This is a genomic window from Kushneria halocnemicola (assembly GCF_965650455.1).
Classification (GTDB): Bacteria; Pseudomonadota; Gammaproteobacteria; order Pseudomonadales; family Halomonadaceae; genus Kushneria.
In genome coordinates this window covers 3,043,243-3,056,622 of sequence record NZ_OZ287968.1, presented here as the reverse complement: position 1 = coordinate 3,056,622, position 13,380 = coordinate 3,043,243, and the positions used below count along the sequence as shown (strand labels likewise).

General features: G+C 62.7%; 15 protein-coding genes. 6 read left to right on the top strand and 9 right to left on the bottom strand.

From position 1 onward, the window contains the following. Window positions 1-24: 24 nt before the first annotated feature. The 6 genes from ACS92L_RS13860 to ACS92L_RS13835 all read right to left on the bottom strand — a co-directional run bounded on the left by ACS92L_RS13860 (window position 25) and on the right by ACS92L_RS13835 (window position 4,465). Window positions 25-1,599, bottom strand: a complete 1,575-nt coding sequence (locus ACS92L_RS13860) for a putative bifunctional diguanylate cyclase/phosphodiesterase (protein WP_438765617.1) — start codon at window positions 1,597-1,599, stop codon at window positions 25-27. A 202-nt stretch (window positions 1,600-1,801) separates the two neighbouring features. Then, window positions 1,802-2,062, bottom strand: coding sequence for a hypothetical protein (locus ACS92L_RS13855; RefSeq protein ID WP_438765615.1), 261 nt, complete (start codon window positions 2,060-2,062; stop codon window positions 1,802-1,804). Between the two features lie 24 nt (window positions 2,063-2,086). After that, a complete protein-coding gene (locus tag ACS92L_RS13850) occupies window positions 2,087-2,221 on the bottom strand; it encodes a DUF2256 domain-containing protein (protein WP_438765613.1) in 135 nt (44 codons plus the stop codon). After that, entirely contained in the window at window positions 2,221-2,781 is a 561-nt protein-coding gene (locus tag ACS92L_RS13845; RefSeq protein WP_438765611.1) for a DUF6438 domain-containing protein, read from the bottom strand. The genes ACS92L_RS13850 and ACS92L_RS13845 overlap by 1 nt, the downstream gene beginning before the upstream one ends. 70 nt (window positions 2,782-2,851) lie before the next feature. Further along, on the bottom strand, window positions 2,852-3,436 hold the full coding sequence (locus ACS92L_RS13840) for a UbiX family flavin prenyltransferase (protein WP_438765609.1): 585 nt from the start codon (window positions 3,434-3,436) through the stop codon (window positions 2,852-2,854). A 60-nt stretch (window positions 3,437-3,496) separates the two neighbouring features. Further along, window positions 3,497-4,465 (bottom strand): ribonuclease Z, encoded by a 969-nt coding sequence (locus ACS92L_RS13835; protein ID WP_438765607.1) that lies wholly within the window; start codon window positions 4,463-4,465, stop codon window positions 3,497-3,499. 97 nt (window positions 4,466-4,562) lie between these two features. Here ACS92L_RS13835 and ACS92L_RS13830 point away from each other — a divergent pair, with 97 nt between their 5' ends. Together ACS92L_RS13830 and ACS92L_RS13825 are read left to right on the top strand one after the other, a co-directional pair. Further along, window positions 4,563-5,006 (top strand): DUF4174 domain-containing protein, encoded by a 444-nt coding sequence (locus tag ACS92L_RS13830; protein WP_438765605.1) that lies wholly within the window; start codon window positions 4,563-4,565, stop codon window positions 5,004-5,006. Window positions 5,007-5,042: 36 nt separating this feature from the next. Then, entirely contained in the window at window positions 5,043-5,993 is a 951-nt protein-coding gene (locus ACS92L_RS13825; protein WP_438765603.1) for a D-2-hydroxyacid dehydrogenase family protein, read from the top strand. Here ACS92L_RS13825 and ACS92L_RS13820 read toward each other — a convergent pair whose 3' ends face one another. After that, a complete protein-coding gene (locus ACS92L_RS13820) occupies window positions 5,994-6,416 on the bottom strand; it encodes a GFA family protein (RefSeq protein WP_438765601.1) in 423 nt (140 codons plus the stop codon). A 250-nt stretch (window positions 6,417-6,666) separates the two neighbouring features. On the opposite strand from ACS92L_RS13820, the gene ACS92L_RS13815 reads away from it, so the two are divergent. After that, entirely contained in the window at window positions 6,667-8,160 is a 1,494-nt protein-coding gene (locus ACS92L_RS13815; RefSeq protein ID WP_438765599.1) for a methyl-accepting chemotaxis protein, read from the top strand. Between the two features lie 38 nt (window positions 8,161-8,198). Beyond that, a complete protein-coding gene (locus tag ACS92L_RS13810; RefSeq protein ID WP_438765597.1) occupies window positions 8,199-8,591 on the top strand; it encodes an MAPEG family protein in 393 nt (130 codons plus the stop codon). 178 nt (window positions 8,592-8,769) lie between these two features. Here the strand turns inward: ACS92L_RS13810 and ACS92L_RS13805 are convergent, their stop codons facing one another. Both ACS92L_RS13805 and cdd read right to left on the bottom strand, forming a co-directional pair. Continuing rightward, window positions 8,770-9,021 (bottom strand): hypothetical protein, encoded by a 252-nt coding sequence (locus ACS92L_RS13805; RefSeq protein WP_438765595.1) that lies wholly within the window; start codon window positions 9,019-9,021, stop codon window positions 8,770-8,772. 404 nt (window positions 9,022-9,425) lie between these two features. Continuing rightward, the gene (gene cdd / locus ACS92L_RS13800) at window positions 9,426-9,860 is read right to left on the bottom strand and encodes a cytidine deaminase (protein WP_438765594.1); all 435 of its coding nucleotides are present in this window, start codon (window positions 9,858-9,860) and stop codon (window positions 9,426-9,428) included. 167 nt (window positions 9,861-10,027) lie between these two features. On the opposite strand from cdd, the gene ACS92L_RS13795 reads away from it, so the two are divergent. Together ACS92L_RS13795 and ACS92L_RS13790 are read left to right on the top strand one after the other, a co-directional pair. After that, window positions 10,028-10,681: a 4Fe-4S dicluster domain-containing protein gene (locus ACS92L_RS13795; RefSeq protein WP_438765592.1), complete on the top strand. Its 654-nt coding sequence runs from the start codon at window positions 10,028-10,030 to the stop codon at window positions 10,679-10,681. Between the two features lie 49 nt (window positions 10,682-10,730). Next, entirely contained in the window at window positions 10,731-13,343 is a 2,613-nt protein-coding gene (locus ACS92L_RS13790; protein ID WP_438765590.1) for a molybdopterin-containing oxidoreductase family protein, read from the top strand. Window positions 13,344-13,380 lie beyond the last annotated feature (37 nt).

The window sequence follows — 13,380 nt, the reverse complement described above, 5'->3', positions numbered from 1 at the left end:
TCAAAGCCTGGCAGAGATGGACGCTCAGGGGTTGACGGTTTCATGAACCCGGGAGACAAGATGGTCGTACAGGGCGTTGGCAGGCATCGGCCGGCCGAACAGATACCCCTGCCCGAGGTGGCAACCCTGCTGTGCCAGACGCTCGGCGAGACGCTCCTCCTCGATACCCTCGGCCACGACCGCCATGCCCAGTGAACGGCCCATGGCGATGATCAAACGGACCAGATTGTCCTGACGGATCTCTTCGGCATCAAAAAAGGAGCGATCGATCTTGATCTTGTCGATATCCAGTCGGGCCAGGTGGTAAAGCCCCGAATAGCCGGTCCCGAAGTCATCCAGCGACACGTGCACGCCCATCCCGTGCAGCCGGTTCAGGTTTTGCTGCACGATGTCGAGGCGTTCGATCAGCACGTTTTCGGTAATCTCGACTTCAAGACGATCGGCCGGAAACGCATGCGCCTCAAGCAGTGCGGCTATCTGTGCCGTAAAGCTTTGATCTTCCAGATAGGAGGCCGTGATATTGACTGCAAGAAAGCGCGCGCCGGGCCATTGGCGACTGTCATGCATCGCGGTGTCGAGCAGATGGCGGGTCATTTCCGGCATCAGCCCCAGGGTTTCGATCAGCGGGATAAACTCATCGGGCGGGACCAGACCACGCTCGGGATGCTGCCAGCGGGCCAGAATCTCGACGCCTACCGTCTCTCGGTTCGAAAGGGACACGACCGGCTGGTAAAAGGGTACGATCTCGCCATGATCCAGCGCCTGGCGCAGGCGCTGCGCGCGCTGGAGATCCTCCTGCTGCGCCTGTGACAAACAGCTTTCCTGCAGCCGTATCCGCTCGCCCCTGCTTCGGGCGTCGTGCATCGCGTCATAGGCCGCGGCGAGCAGCTGATCGGCCGAGGTGGCATGCAGTGGCGCAATGGCAATGCCGATGGTGGCTTCCAGCGTCACGCGCCCACTGCCGCAGACCAGCGGCTGTTGCACCTGACGCTGGAGCGACTGTGCCTGGTCAAGAATATCGCGCGGACTCAGAGCCCCGGTCAGCGCCACCACGAACTCGTCGCCCCCCAGCCGCCCCAGCAACGGGTCTCCCACGGCCCGGACACGGTTCAGCCTGCTGGCCATGCGGCGCAGGGCGTAGTCTCCGGCGGTGTTGCCGTAGGCATCGTTGATGCTCTGAAAGGCGTTGATATCAATGACCAGCAGTGCCGTCTGTTCCAGCAGCGGGCTCAGCCGGGCGTGCAGCCGGGTCATGAAATAATGCCGGTTCATTAGCCCCGTCAGCCCATCGTGCTGGGCCAGATGGTTGCTGCGCGCACGCGCGGCCAGCAGCTGGCGATAGCGATGGCGCAGTCGCCAGATCAGTCGCAGGCACAGACAGCCCGGCACGATCATGGCGATCGCGGCAAAGCCGGTGCAGGTCAGAATGAAGCGCCAGCGCGAGGCGGTATCAAAATCCGGCGGCGGGCCCCAGTCCAGAAGTCGAAAGGCCTGCGCCTCTAGCCAGAACTCCCAGATCACGGCGATCAGAAAGAGGGTGACAAGCGTGGCCGCAAAGAGCGCAAGCCCCTGGCGCAGGAGATAACCTTTGGTTCGCATGAGAAGAAGTACCAGAGCGGCGGGCGCTGACTGACAGCGTTCGTTTAAGTAATTGCTAATAACCTGACAGGCATATCGGCCGTTACTCTAATCTTCTCAAGTCTGCGTTGACACCTTCGGATGATAATTCAGTGGCCCTTCAATATGGGCGCAGGACCTGCGCTCGGATTATCCGGCGCAGGTTCAATGGGGAGGGAAGCCATCAGGCTCTGGAGAGCCGATCGATTCGGCCACGCATGCGCTCGCGCAGTGAGGGGGCAGCGAGGCGGTGGAGATCGTGTGGGGTACAGCGAAGCACTCGGCCGTGCATCCTGACCAGACAGTCGCTGCCGTCAACGCGCACCGGATGAATGTCGCGCTGTACCAGCCTTTCCATTTCCCGTGATGTCAGACCCAGCATGAGCGTTGCTCCGTGACCATGGATGGCATCTTTCAGGCGCAGCATGGCAAGTCTGGATGTCATCGCGATGACACCCCGGTCACAGTGTCATGACTTCGAGCGCCGACAGCGCTCGGAGCAGTAGATCACGCTGTCCCAGTTGCGCGCCCACTTCTTGCGCCAGGTAAACGGGCGATCACACACCGGGCAGGTCTTGGTCGGCAGGTCGGACTTCTTTCGCATCAGTTTGCAGGCGCCGTGACCGCGTTGGACGTCGAGGGCGTACCGATCCAGCTCGAAATGCCGAGCCGGTCGGGAATGGCCTCATCGAGCAGACGCGTCAGCGCCAGGGCGCTTGCCGAGCGGCAGCCGCCGTCATGCAAAAGCCTTGCCTGGCGCCCGTCGCGGCCGGTCCAGGTGACGGTGTACTGTGACATGTCCGTGATGCGTGCACCGCAGCCGGTGGATTCACGCTGCTGGTTCATGACCGGCTGCCAGGGGGCGAGTGTGCGCTGAAGCTGCGTTAGCGCCTGCTCGCCGTTCTGGCGGGCCTGCCGGCCGTAGACCTGTGTGTGTTGCCGACCGATGAAGCTGGTGGTGCCGTCGGCGCGCACTTCGACGGAGTAGACCGGGCAAAAGCCGTGGCAGGGGCCGACATCGTAGCGAATGCTGGTCAGCTCACCGGCGGAGGGCGTGGCCTGTGCGGCGCTTCGCTGCGATGTCTGGGTGTGATCACCGCCGGCGCAGCCCGCCAGCAGCAACACGGCGCCCGCCAGCAGACCGAATGGAAGAAACGATGTCATGAACGACTCCCTGTAGATCGGGTGATGGGCGCCGCGCGCGCGGACCTGTTCAAAGCGTAGACCGTCGCATTCAGCCCCTGCCCGGCGGATGGAGATTTTCTCCCCAGCGCGGCATGCCGTCGATTTCGATATCAAACAGGTCGAGCGCACGTGCCACGCTGTGATCGACCATCTCCTCGAGCGTGGCCGGCCGGGCGTAGAAGGCCGGCACCGGCGGAAACAGGATGGCACCCATTTCGGTCAGGGCCGTCATGGTGCGCAGATGCCCCAGATGCAGCGGCGTTTCCCGCAGCATCAGCACCAGCCGACGGCGCTCCTTGAGCACCACATCGGCGGCGCGCGAGACGAGATTGGTCGTCGTGCCGGCAGCGATCTCGGACATGGTCTTGACCGAGCAGGGCGCCACCAGCATGCCCAGCGTTTTAAAGGAGCCGGAGGCCAGTGAGGCGCCGATATCGCCCACCGGATGGACCTCATCGGCCAGCGCAAAAAGCTGCTCGCGGCTGATGCCGGTCTCGTAGCGCCGGGTCAGCTCGGCGGATTTGGACACGACCAGATGCGTCTCGATATCCAGCGGCCTGAGCAGTTCCAGGGCGCGAGCGCCGTAGACAAAGCCGGTCGCACCGGTAATGGCAATGATCAGACGGCGGGTCATCCGGGCTCCCTGAAGGTCATGAAAAAGGCGCGTGAGTGCCTATTGTAGCCGGGCCCGGCGTCATTCACATCGCTGCAGCGTGTGCTCGCGCGACAGCGTGTACACGGCCAGATCCTCGGCCAGCATCAGCGTGCCGGTAAAGTGTGCGCGCGCTTCGTGCTCGATCTCGTCGATATGATGCGCCCCGCCGGGTCGGCTGGCGTAGCGCGGGCTGAAATGCGTCAGTACCAGCGCCCCCAACCCGGCGCGCTGGGCAAAGGCGGCAATGCGCGCGGCGCTGCTGTGGCCATTGTCCGTACCCAGATGCCTGACCACCGCCTCGGTGTAGGTCGCTTCATGGACCAGCACGTGGGCGCCCTGACACAACCCGGCAAGAAGGTCGGGCGTGTCGTTGTCGCCGGCCACCACCAGCCGCCGCGGGGTGCGCGAGGCCAGATGATAGTCGCCACCGCTCAGGCGCCGCCCTTGCTCATCGATGACCGTCTCGCCGCGCTGGAGCCGGCCCCAGACCGGGCCGGGCGCAACGCCTTCCGCCCTGAGCCGATCAACATCGAGCGCTGCCTCGACATGGCGCTCCTCAAACGCATAGGCGTAGCACTCGATGCCATGAGAAAGTCGGGTTGCGCGCACGGTCACGTCACTGAGCGCCAGCCGAGTGTCGATCAGGGTGGCGGCATCGATATGGATCAGCTCAAAGCCGAGGTGCAACCCGGTGCTCGCCCTGACCGCCTCGAGATAGTCGCGCACCGCCGGTGGCCCCACGATGGTCATCGCAGCCCGACGCCCGGCCATCGAGGCGCTGGCCAGAAGCCCCGGCAGGCCGTAGCAGTGATCACCGTGGACATGGGTGATCAGCACGGCCTCAAGACGCGCCACGCTCAGGGGCGTGTGCATCAATTGATACTGGGTGCCTTCACCGCAGTCGATGAGTATCCAGCGCCGCTGCCCCTCAAAGGAAAGCGCCAGTGCGCTGACATGGCGGGTTCGGGTCGGCATGCCGGCCGAGGTGCCCAGAAAGCGCAGCTGCATGAGAAACCTCTCGGTATTAAGCAGGGTGTGGTGATGATAATCATGTCAAAGGCTATGCTGGGAAAGCATGAAAGACAGTCTGACCAGGGAGCAGATCATGAAACACTGGCTCATACCGGCGCTTTTGGCCGCCGGATTGACAGGCGGCGGCGCACAGGCCGGCGAGAGCAACCCGGCCGCCAACCCGCTGCTGGCCGACAAGTGGCAGTCCCGACCGCTGATCATGGTGACGCCAAGCGCCGACAACAGCGACTACGAGCGCATGCGCGGCATTATCGAGACGCAGCGCGACGCCTTCAACGACCGGGAGATGGTGCTCTACACCGTCGAGGGGGGCAACGCCATGAAGGAGGGCCAGGCCCTGACGCAGGCCGAAACCGGCGCGCTGCTGTCATCATTGGGCCTTTCGGCGCAGGGGCCGCTGACCACGGTGCTTGTCGGCAAGGATGGCGGCAAAAAGGTCGAACAACAGGGCTTTGTCGACCCGCGCCAGCTCTTCGACACAGTCGATAACATGCCGATGCGCCGCGCGCGTCAGTAGACCGTCACCAGATAACAACCGCCGGGAGGGCCACCCATGCGCTGCGCCATTGTCGATGACTATCAGAACGCGGCCCTTGCCATGGCCGACTGGTCACGCCTTGAAGGGCGCGTGGCGATCACGGTCTTTCACGACCATCTCGATGAGGAAGATGCACTGGTCGAGCGGCTTTCTCCCTTCGACGTCATTGTCATCATGCGCGAGCGCACGCCCTTTTCGGCCTCGCTGCTGGCACGCCTGCCCCATCTGACCCTTTTGATTACCCCGGGGATGCGCAATGCGGCCATCGATCTGGAGGCAGCGCACGAGCAGGGCATCACGGTATGCGGCACCGACAGCCACCCGGCGCCGCCGGCGGAGCTTGCCTGGGCACTGATACTGGGGCTGGCCCGCCATATTGCCACGGAACAGCATCACCTCATCACCAATGGGCCGTGGCAGAGCACGGTGGGCATGACGCTGGCCGGACGTACGCTGGGCATTGTGGGGCTGGGGAAGATCGGCACGCGCATGGCGCGCATCGCCCGGGCCTTCGATATGGAGGTGCTGGCCTGGAGTGAACACCTGACCCCGGCGCGCTGCGCCGAGGCCGGCGTGACGCTTGCCGAGTCGAAACGGGCGCTGCTGAGCGAAAGCGATATCGTCTCGATCCATCTGGTGCTGAGCGAACGCACTCGTCATCTGATCGATCGACAGGCGCTATCGTGGATGTCACCCGCCGCGCTTTTGATCAACACCTCGCGCGCGGCCATCGTTGATCAGAGCGCACTGATCGAGGCGCTCGAGGCAGGGCAAATCGCCGGTGCGGGGCTGGATGTCTTCGAGCAGGAACCCCTGCCGTCTGATCACCCCCTGCGCCGGCTGCCCAATGTGCTGGCCACCCCGCATATCGGCTATGTCAGCGACACCAACTACCGCACCTGGTTTGGCCAGGCGATCGAGAACATCGAGGCCTGGCTTGCGGGGACGCCGATCCGACGGCTGTAACTACCCCTCGCGCGGGACAAGGTCACTGCCCACATCCTGCGAGTAGCGCCGTGTTTCGTTGGCGAAGTTGTAGAAGCCGGGCTTGTCCTTGATGTAGATCTCTTCGGTCATGACCATGCAGGACTGGTCGTCAAAGGTGCCGGCCGTGAATGCATAGCTGCTGTCAGGGGTATGGCGAAAATAGAGCTGGCTGCCGCAGCGCAGGCAAAAGCCGCGCTCGCCCTGCTCGGAGGAGTGATAGATGCCCACGGGCGAGGCCTCGTCAAAGACCGGCGCACCGTCACAGACCACCCCCAGCATGGGGCCGCCCGTCGCCTTGCGGCACAGCGAACAGTGGCAGACATGCACCTCGCCACCATGACGCACCGTAAACCGCACCTGGCCGCACAGGCAGCCACCTGCCCTTTCCGTGATATCCGTCATGCCTGTCTCCCTTCAGTGATGATCGATGACCCGGCTCGGGCCCTGCTACCCTGCTTCTACGCTCTCAAGGCATCAAGTGCCATGGCCGATAAGCAGTATATAAGGAAAAACGATAACTGCTTCGGTCAGACGCTCATGAAAGGTCATGGCCGCACTCCATGCTTGTATCATCAGAGTTTTATCCGTCATGCCGAACGCCCCTGATGCGACCCCGCTTTTAAGCCCGGTATATCATCGCGCGCACCGATTGATGTCGATTGTTCTGCCGCTTCTTTTATTGACCTGCCTTGCACTGGCCCCGCTTCATGGGCGGTGGCTGTCGGCCCTTGCCATCGGCATTCCAGCCTGCGTTGCCCCTTTGCTTGCCATGCGGCTTTTTCCGAACGCTCTTACAAGCCGGATGCTGGCCGCCGCCGGTCTTATGGTCTTTTCAACGCTGCAGATTCACCTGATGTCCGGTTTGATCGAAGCGCATTTCATGATCTTCATTCTGATCTCGGTACTGCTGGCCTATCGTGACTGGCGCCCGATTCTGGGCGCGGCACTGGTGATCGCCGTACACCACCTGGCGTTTGGCTGGTGGCAGAGCCGGGGCGGCCCGGTGTATGTCATGCCGGTCCATCATCTCATGGACACCTGGCTTGGCATGGTGTTGACACACGCCGCCTATCTGGTGCTTCACGCGCTCATTTTGATCGCCATGGCACGCATGATGCGTCGTGAGGCCGTGGCGGCGCAGGAGCTGGACTGCCTCAGCTCCCGAATTGCGCATCAAAAGGATCAATTTGATCTGGGAGCCGATAAACAGCCCATGTACAGCCATCTGGGCGAATCGTTCAGAAGCACTCTTGAGGCCGTGCGCGCCACCCTGATCAACGTTCGCGACAGCTCCAGAGCTGTCGTGACTACCAGTGACCGAATCACTGAAGGCAACCAGCAGCTTTCAAACCGCTCGCAGCGCCAAACCCATGCGCTTGAAGAGGTCGTGACCACGCTCGAACAGTTGAGCCATCAGGTGCATGACAACGCGCAGCACGCCGATACCGCCAGCGACGGTGCCCAGCAGGCCCGAACGCGCATGCACCTGGGGCGCGAGCGCACTGACCGCCTCAGACAGGTCATGAACGATATGCGTGACAGCGCCGGGCGTATTGCCGACATTACCTCGATGATCGATTCTCTCGCCTTTCAGACCAATATCCTGGCGCTCAATGCCGCCGTGGAAGCTGCCCGTGCCGGGGAAAGCGGCCGTGGTTTTTCGATCGTGGCCGCCGAGGTCGGCAACCTTGCCGGCAAGAGCGCCGAGGCGTCCCGGGAAATCGCAAGACTGGTCGAAGAGACACGTGCACATATACAAAAGGGGCACGAATGCACCGGCGAGGTTCACCTCAGCATGGAAGAGATCAGCGAGGGCATCGAGGAAGTAGCCAAACGGATGCAGCGCATTCGCCACGGCAGCGACGAGCAGCGCCAGGGCGTTGACCGGGTCAATACGGCGATGGCCGATATCCATGATGACATTCGCCATAACATGGCCCTGGCGAACGCCTTTGGCGAGGATATCGATGCACTGCGACGCCAGACATCGCTGGTGGATCAGGCGCTGGCGGTCTTTATCCTTCAGCATGGAGAGAGCCAGGCCTCTGGTCCCAGCGTCGAGCCGGCGCTTTTCGACGATACCGCCGACCAGGCGACCGGACAGCGCAATAACGCCGCACTCTCCGCCGGTGGCCTGCTACGCTGAAGCAGAGATTGTCATCCTGACCACTCCGGGAGCGCCCCATGAGCATGGAACTGTACCTGTTGGGCTGGACACTGGTGCTTGCCATCGTCCAGATCCTGCTGCCTGCGATGTATCGCAATCGCGAAACCGGCCTCGACTACAATGCGGGACCGCGCGACAAGGAAGGCCCGCCGATGGGCGTGGTGACGGGGCGGCTGTTTCGTGCCCAGAAAAACCTGTTTGAAACCCTGCCCCTGTTTATCGGTGCCATCCTGATCGCGCACGTGGGCCATCAGGAAGGGGCACTTACCGCATGGGGCGCCTGGCTCTATTTGCTGGCACGCATCGCCTACGTACCGCTTTACGCCATGGGTATTCCCTACGTGCGTTCGATGGTCTGGGGCATCAGCCTGCTGGGGCTTGTCATGGTGGTGCTGGCGGTCATCTTCTAGGCCACGCCGGCTTTTCAGGACCACCCATCAAAACGCCCGGCACATGGCCGGGCGTTTTTGCAGCCGTTGGCCGCGCATTGCATAGCGTTTCGGAACAGCTGTTTGAAGTCAGGAAACAGACATAAAAATGCCGCCTCGATGGGCGGCATTTCGAAATGTCTGTGGCGCTGGGCGTCTATCAGGCAGAGACGCGCTGGCCGATCTGCTGGTCGTTGATGGGGCGGCTCTCGCGGGCCATCATGAGCGTCAGCGTTCTGGACTTGTTCAGCGTCTGCATGGCAAACGACGGAGAGTGAAGGTCGTTCCAGTGACCAACCGTGTCCAGAAACTCGCCGCATTCGGAGCAGGAAATCTCGTCCCACTCATTGCAGGTGTCCATCGGCGTTTGTTGATCGTGACCACAGCGTGTGCAGGAGATGTAATGTGTCATGAGTCAATTCCTTCCCTGGTAATGTGACCGGCCTTCCTGGCCGGTATATGTTGCAATCCTTGCTATGGCCATCCTGGCCGATATCTGCGGCATTCCCTGCCGTGGCGTTCCTCGCCATTCGGATCAACATCCTGTCGATCCCGGGTCAGCATCCGTGCTGACCGTGTAGACACACTCTGGCATAGCGCCGGGTAATGTACAAGCCTTGTACACTATAAATTTTTGTGGGCGTTAAACCCGGGCCAGGGCAGGGTTTTTATCGGCTTTTGTATGACATTTTGACGACCGTTTGCTGACATGCGTCCCCCGGTTTGTCGCGACTTGTACAACACTGTTTTCTTATCCGTTCAAGGCTGTATCACCCCTTTTGCCCTGTCGCGCCGCCCTGATGCGAGCGCAGAGCGCTATCCCATTGTCGAGGGCCGGTCGAGGTTTTCCGGACCGAAGGAGTCCGGCAGCAGGGCATTCATGTCATAGCGCTTGAGTGGCTGGCCTTTTCCATCGACCACGACGATCACGGTGTCGGGCGTGGCGAACTCGCGAATGCGCTGGCGGCAGTCGCCGCAGGGCGTGCACAGCGCCTCCCCCGGGCCGATGACATGAATCGTTTTGATCTCGCGCTCGCCGGCGGCCACCAGTGCCGCAATGGCTCCCGCCTCGGCGCAAAGGCCCTTGTAGTTGGCGCTTTCCACGTTGCAGCCGGTATAGACGGTGTCGCTTTCGCTGATCAAAAGCGCCCCCACCGGATGGCTGGAGTAGGGGGCATAGGCGTTGTCGCGCACGGCGATGAGCTGCGCACGCAGATCATCGGAAAGCGCGGCAGATACGGACTCGGTCATGAGACTCTCCTGACGGTAATGATCCTTCATTGTCGCAGCACACACGGACCGGCAACAGCCACCTCCATGGATACAGGTCTTTACATTAATATTTACTGTTTTAGCGCGCACCCTCTGTAAGATTTTCATCCCGCGTTTTTCAAAAGTCTTGCGACAGGTAAGCGTCAATGACCACATCCTCCCCCCACTGGCAGATGGCCGTCGACCTCGAGCGCTGTATCGGCTGTCACGCCTGCTCGGTCGCCTGCAAGGTCGAAAACGATATCGAGCTGGGCGTGTTTCGCACCCGGGTGCTCTATCACGACCACGGCGCCTTCCCCGCCACCCGGCGCAGCTTTCTGCCCACCCTGTGCATGCAGTGTGCCGATGCCCCCTGCATGACGGCGTGTCCGTCGGGGGCGATCAGGCGAAGCGATGACGGCATCGTGCACATCGACCCGGATACCTGCGACAAGTGGGAATCCTGCATCGGCGCCTGCCCCTACGGCGCGCTGCATATCGATCCGGTGCAAAACATTGCCGACAAATGTGACTTCTGCAGCCACCGCCTTGAGCAATCGATGGCACCGGCCTGCGTGGAAGCCTGTCCGGCCGACGTGCTGATCTTTGGTGACATCAACGACGATCAGAGTCCGGTGTCACGCTTTTATCAGCGCTACGACAGCGAGCTAAACGGACTGCGCGTCGAGCGCGGCACACAGCCACAGGTGCGCTACCGCGGTATCGGCACGGTGGTGCCGCAGGCCGCCGTGGACCGGCTGCCCGATGGCCGCCCGCACGACCCGCTGGATTATGAAATCGATCGGTGGGCCGAGCGCTGATGCGCTTTCCCTTCAGGATGCTCCCTCTGGTGGACAATACGGTGCCTGCATGAAACGACGATCCTTTATCAAGGCGGGCATTGCCGCCCTGGCCGGTCTTAAAAAAGGCGAATACATCTATCTGGGCGTGGGTGGCGCCCTCGGTGCGGCAGCCGTCGGCGGCGCCCTGATGGTGCCCTCCCCGGCCCGCAAGGTGAAAAACGATTACCGCCAGGCCAAAAGCGTCAAAAGCGTATGTCTGAACTGCTCGAGCGTGTGCGGCATCGAGGGGTTTGTCATCGATAACCGGGTGGTAAAAATCCGCGGCAACCCGCTCGACCCCAACATGGGCAGCCACATGACCTGCGCCAAGGGCCAGAGCGGGCCCACCATCAATGACTATCCCGAGCGGCTGGTGTATCCGCTTAGACGGGCAGGAGCACGAGGTGAGGGGCTGTGGCAGCGCATCAGCTGGGAGGAAGCCTGTGACGAAATCGCCGGGCGCATTCAACAAAGCATTGATGCCGGCCACCCCGAGCGCGTCGTGCTCCATGCCGGGCGCTCGCGGATCAATACCGAAATCAAACGCTTTCTGGGTGCCATCGGCTCGCCGGTTCAGCTCAACCACCGCTCGCTGTGCTCCTCGAGCAAGCGCGGCGCCAACTACGTCAGCCTGGGCGATACCGACTGGGAGTCGATCGACGCCGAGCGCTGTCGCTACTTTCTCAATTTCGGGTCCAACTTCTACGAGGCCCACCAGGGCGGGCTGCATCTGGTCAAGCGCGTCATCAAGGCCCGCTTTGATCACGGCGCGACGCTAGTGACCCTTGATGTGCGGTTGTCCAACACCGCCGGACGCAGCGATGAGTGGTTTGCGCCCTTCCCCGGCACCGAAGGCGCCGTGGCGCTGGCCATGGCGCACGTCATCATGCGTGAGGGCGAATTTGACCGGGAGTTCGTGACCCATTTCGTCAATCTCTCGGTTGACGAAATCACCGATTTTTTAAGGGATTACACGCCCGAGTGGGCCGAAGCCGAATCCGGGCTTGCCGCCGCTGACATGGAGCGCGTGGCGCTGGCCTTTGCCCGTGAGCGCCCGGCAGCGGTGGCCTTTACCAATCGCGGCACCGGCTCGCACTACAACGGCATGAACGCCGAGCGCGCCGTGGTCATGCTCAACGCGCTGGTCGGCTCCGTGGGTCGCCCGGGCGGCTATTGCTACGGCATGGAGGAGAAGCTGCGCGCCGAGCGCTATCCCCAGCCCGAGCCCGTGCCGCCGGAACCCACGGTCAGAACCGATCTGGAAGACCCGCCGGAGTGGCCGCTGGCCAACCGCTGGCAGAAGATGAAGGTCGGTCAGATCGTGTATGAGTACATCCGCCAAGGCCGCGCGACGGTGGATGTCTATCTCTCCTACACCCTCGGCTCGCCCATGAACTGGCCGGAGGGGCGCACCACCACCGTCGATGTGCTCAAGGATGAGTCGCTGATCCCCTTTCACGTCTGCTCGGACGTGGTCTATTCCGAGATGGCCCACTACGCCGACCTCATTTTGCCGGATGCCACCTATCTGGAGCGCTGGGGGCTTGAGACCCGCAGCAGCCCCGAGCTTCGCCACTTTGTCACCCTGCGCCAGCCCATGGTGACCCCGCCGGGCGAGGCGCGCAGCTACGCCGATGTGCTCTTTGATATCGGCCGCCGCCTGGGGCCGGATCAGGCGCGCTATTTCGAATTTGGTGATCACGAGGCCTTCGTGCGCCATCAGTGTCGTCACATCCCCGCCGGTGAGGAGGCCGACGGCTTCGAATGGATGAAGCGCCACGGCGCCTTTGTCGATGATGTGCCCAAAAACTACGAGGCGCATCGTCGCCCCCTGAGCGAGGCGGCGCTTGCCGATGCGCACATCGATGACGAAAGCGGGCAGATCTATCAGCGCGATGCTCAGGGCGGGGCGCAGGTTATCGGGCTGATGATCGATGATCACGGGACGCCGCGCGCCGTTCGCGGGTTCGGGACGCCCTCGAGGCGCTTTGAGATCCACAGTCCGGCAATCACCAAAGTGGCCCGCGGCCAGGGCATTCATCACGACGGGCTGCCGGGCTATCTGCCGGTGCCGGCCCATGTGGATCTGCCGGAGGACCGCTTCATCCTGACCAGTTTCAAATGGAACGTGCACACCCAGGGGCGCACGGCCAACCAGAAGTATCTGACCGAGATCGTTCACGACAACCCGATGTGGATCAATCCGCGCACCGCAAAGCGATTGGGGATTGTCACGGGCGATCGGGTCGAGCTGACCACCTATCGCCCGCGCAGCAGCGACCGGGGGGACCGGGCCTGGCGCGATACCGGCCAGCCGGTCGGCAGCCAGCAGGTCCACGTGGTGGTCACCGAGGGCATTCACCCCCGCGTGGTCGCGATCTCCAACAGCCTGGGGTACGTCGTCTCGGGACGGGCGGCCATGGCCCGCCAGGGTCCGCGCGAACGCGAGGCCGCGCTGGGCTACAAGGGCTACGCGCCGGCGCCCGAGCGCGATGACCTGCGCGATCATCTGTGGTGGGACAAGCGCCTGGGCGGGCGCGGCAACGGCATTAACGTCAACGCCCTGCAGCCGATCAATCCCGAACCCCTGATCGGCAACCAGGCCTGGTTCGACACGGTCTGCAGTTTGCGCCGCGTTTAGCGCCCGAATGCTCGACGGGCCCGGAGCGTCGCCCCTG

Coding starts and splice junctions, on each gene's coding strand:
- ACS92L_RS13860 (WP_438765617.1), bottom strand. CDS start 1,599: ATGCGAACCAAAGGTTATCTCCTGCGCCAGGGGCTTGCGCTCTTTGCG.
- ACS92L_RS13855 (WP_438765615.1), bottom strand. CDS start 2,062: ATGACATCCAGACTTGCCATGCTGCGCCTGAAAGATGCCATCCATGGT.
- ACS92L_RS13850 (WP_438765613.1), bottom strand. CDS start 2,221: ATGCGAAAGAAGTCCGACCTGCCGACCAAGACCTGCCCGGTGTGTGAT.
- ACS92L_RS13845 (WP_438765611.1), bottom strand. CDS start 2,781: ATGACATCGTTTCTTCCATTCGGTCTGCTGGCGGGCGCCGTGTTGCTG.
- ACS92L_RS13840 (WP_438765609.1), bottom strand. CDS start 3,436: ATGACCCGCCGTCTGATCATTGCCATTACCGGTGCGACCGGCTTTGTC.
- ACS92L_RS13835 (WP_438765607.1), bottom strand. CDS start 4,465: ATGCAGCTGCGCTTTCTGGGCACCTCGGCCGGCATGCCGACCCGAACC.
- ACS92L_RS13830 (WP_438765605.1), top strand. CDS start 4,563: ATGAAACACTGGCTCATACCGGCGCTTTTGGCCGCCGGATTGACAGGC.
- ACS92L_RS13825 (WP_438765603.1), top strand. CDS start 5,043: ATGCGCTGCGCCATTGTCGATGACTATCAGAACGCGGCCCTTGCCATG.
- ACS92L_RS13820 (WP_438765601.1), bottom strand. CDS start 6,416: ATGACGGATATCACGGAAAGGGCAGGTGGCTGCCTGTGCGGCCAGGTG.
- ACS92L_RS13815 (WP_438765599.1), top strand. CDS start 6,667: ATGTCGATTGTTCTGCCGCTTCTTTTATTGACCTGCCTTGCACTGGCC.
- ACS92L_RS13810 (WP_438765597.1), top strand. CDS start 8,199: ATGAGCATGGAACTGTACCTGTTGGGCTGGACACTGGTGCTTGCCATC.
- ACS92L_RS13805 (WP_438765595.1), bottom strand. CDS start 9,021: ATGACACATTACATCTCCTGCACACGCTGTGGTCACGATCAACAAACG.
- cdd (WP_438765594.1), bottom strand. CDS start 9,860: ATGACCGAGTCCGTATCTGCCGCGCTTTCCGATGATCTGCGTGCGCAG.
- ACS92L_RS13795 (WP_438765592.1), top strand. CDS start 10,028: ATGACCACATCCTCCCCCCACTGGCAGATGGCCGTCGACCTCGAGCGC.
- ACS92L_RS13790 (WP_438765590.1), top strand. CDS start 10,731: ATGAAACGACGATCCTTTATCAAGGCGGGCATTGCCGCCCTGGCCGGT.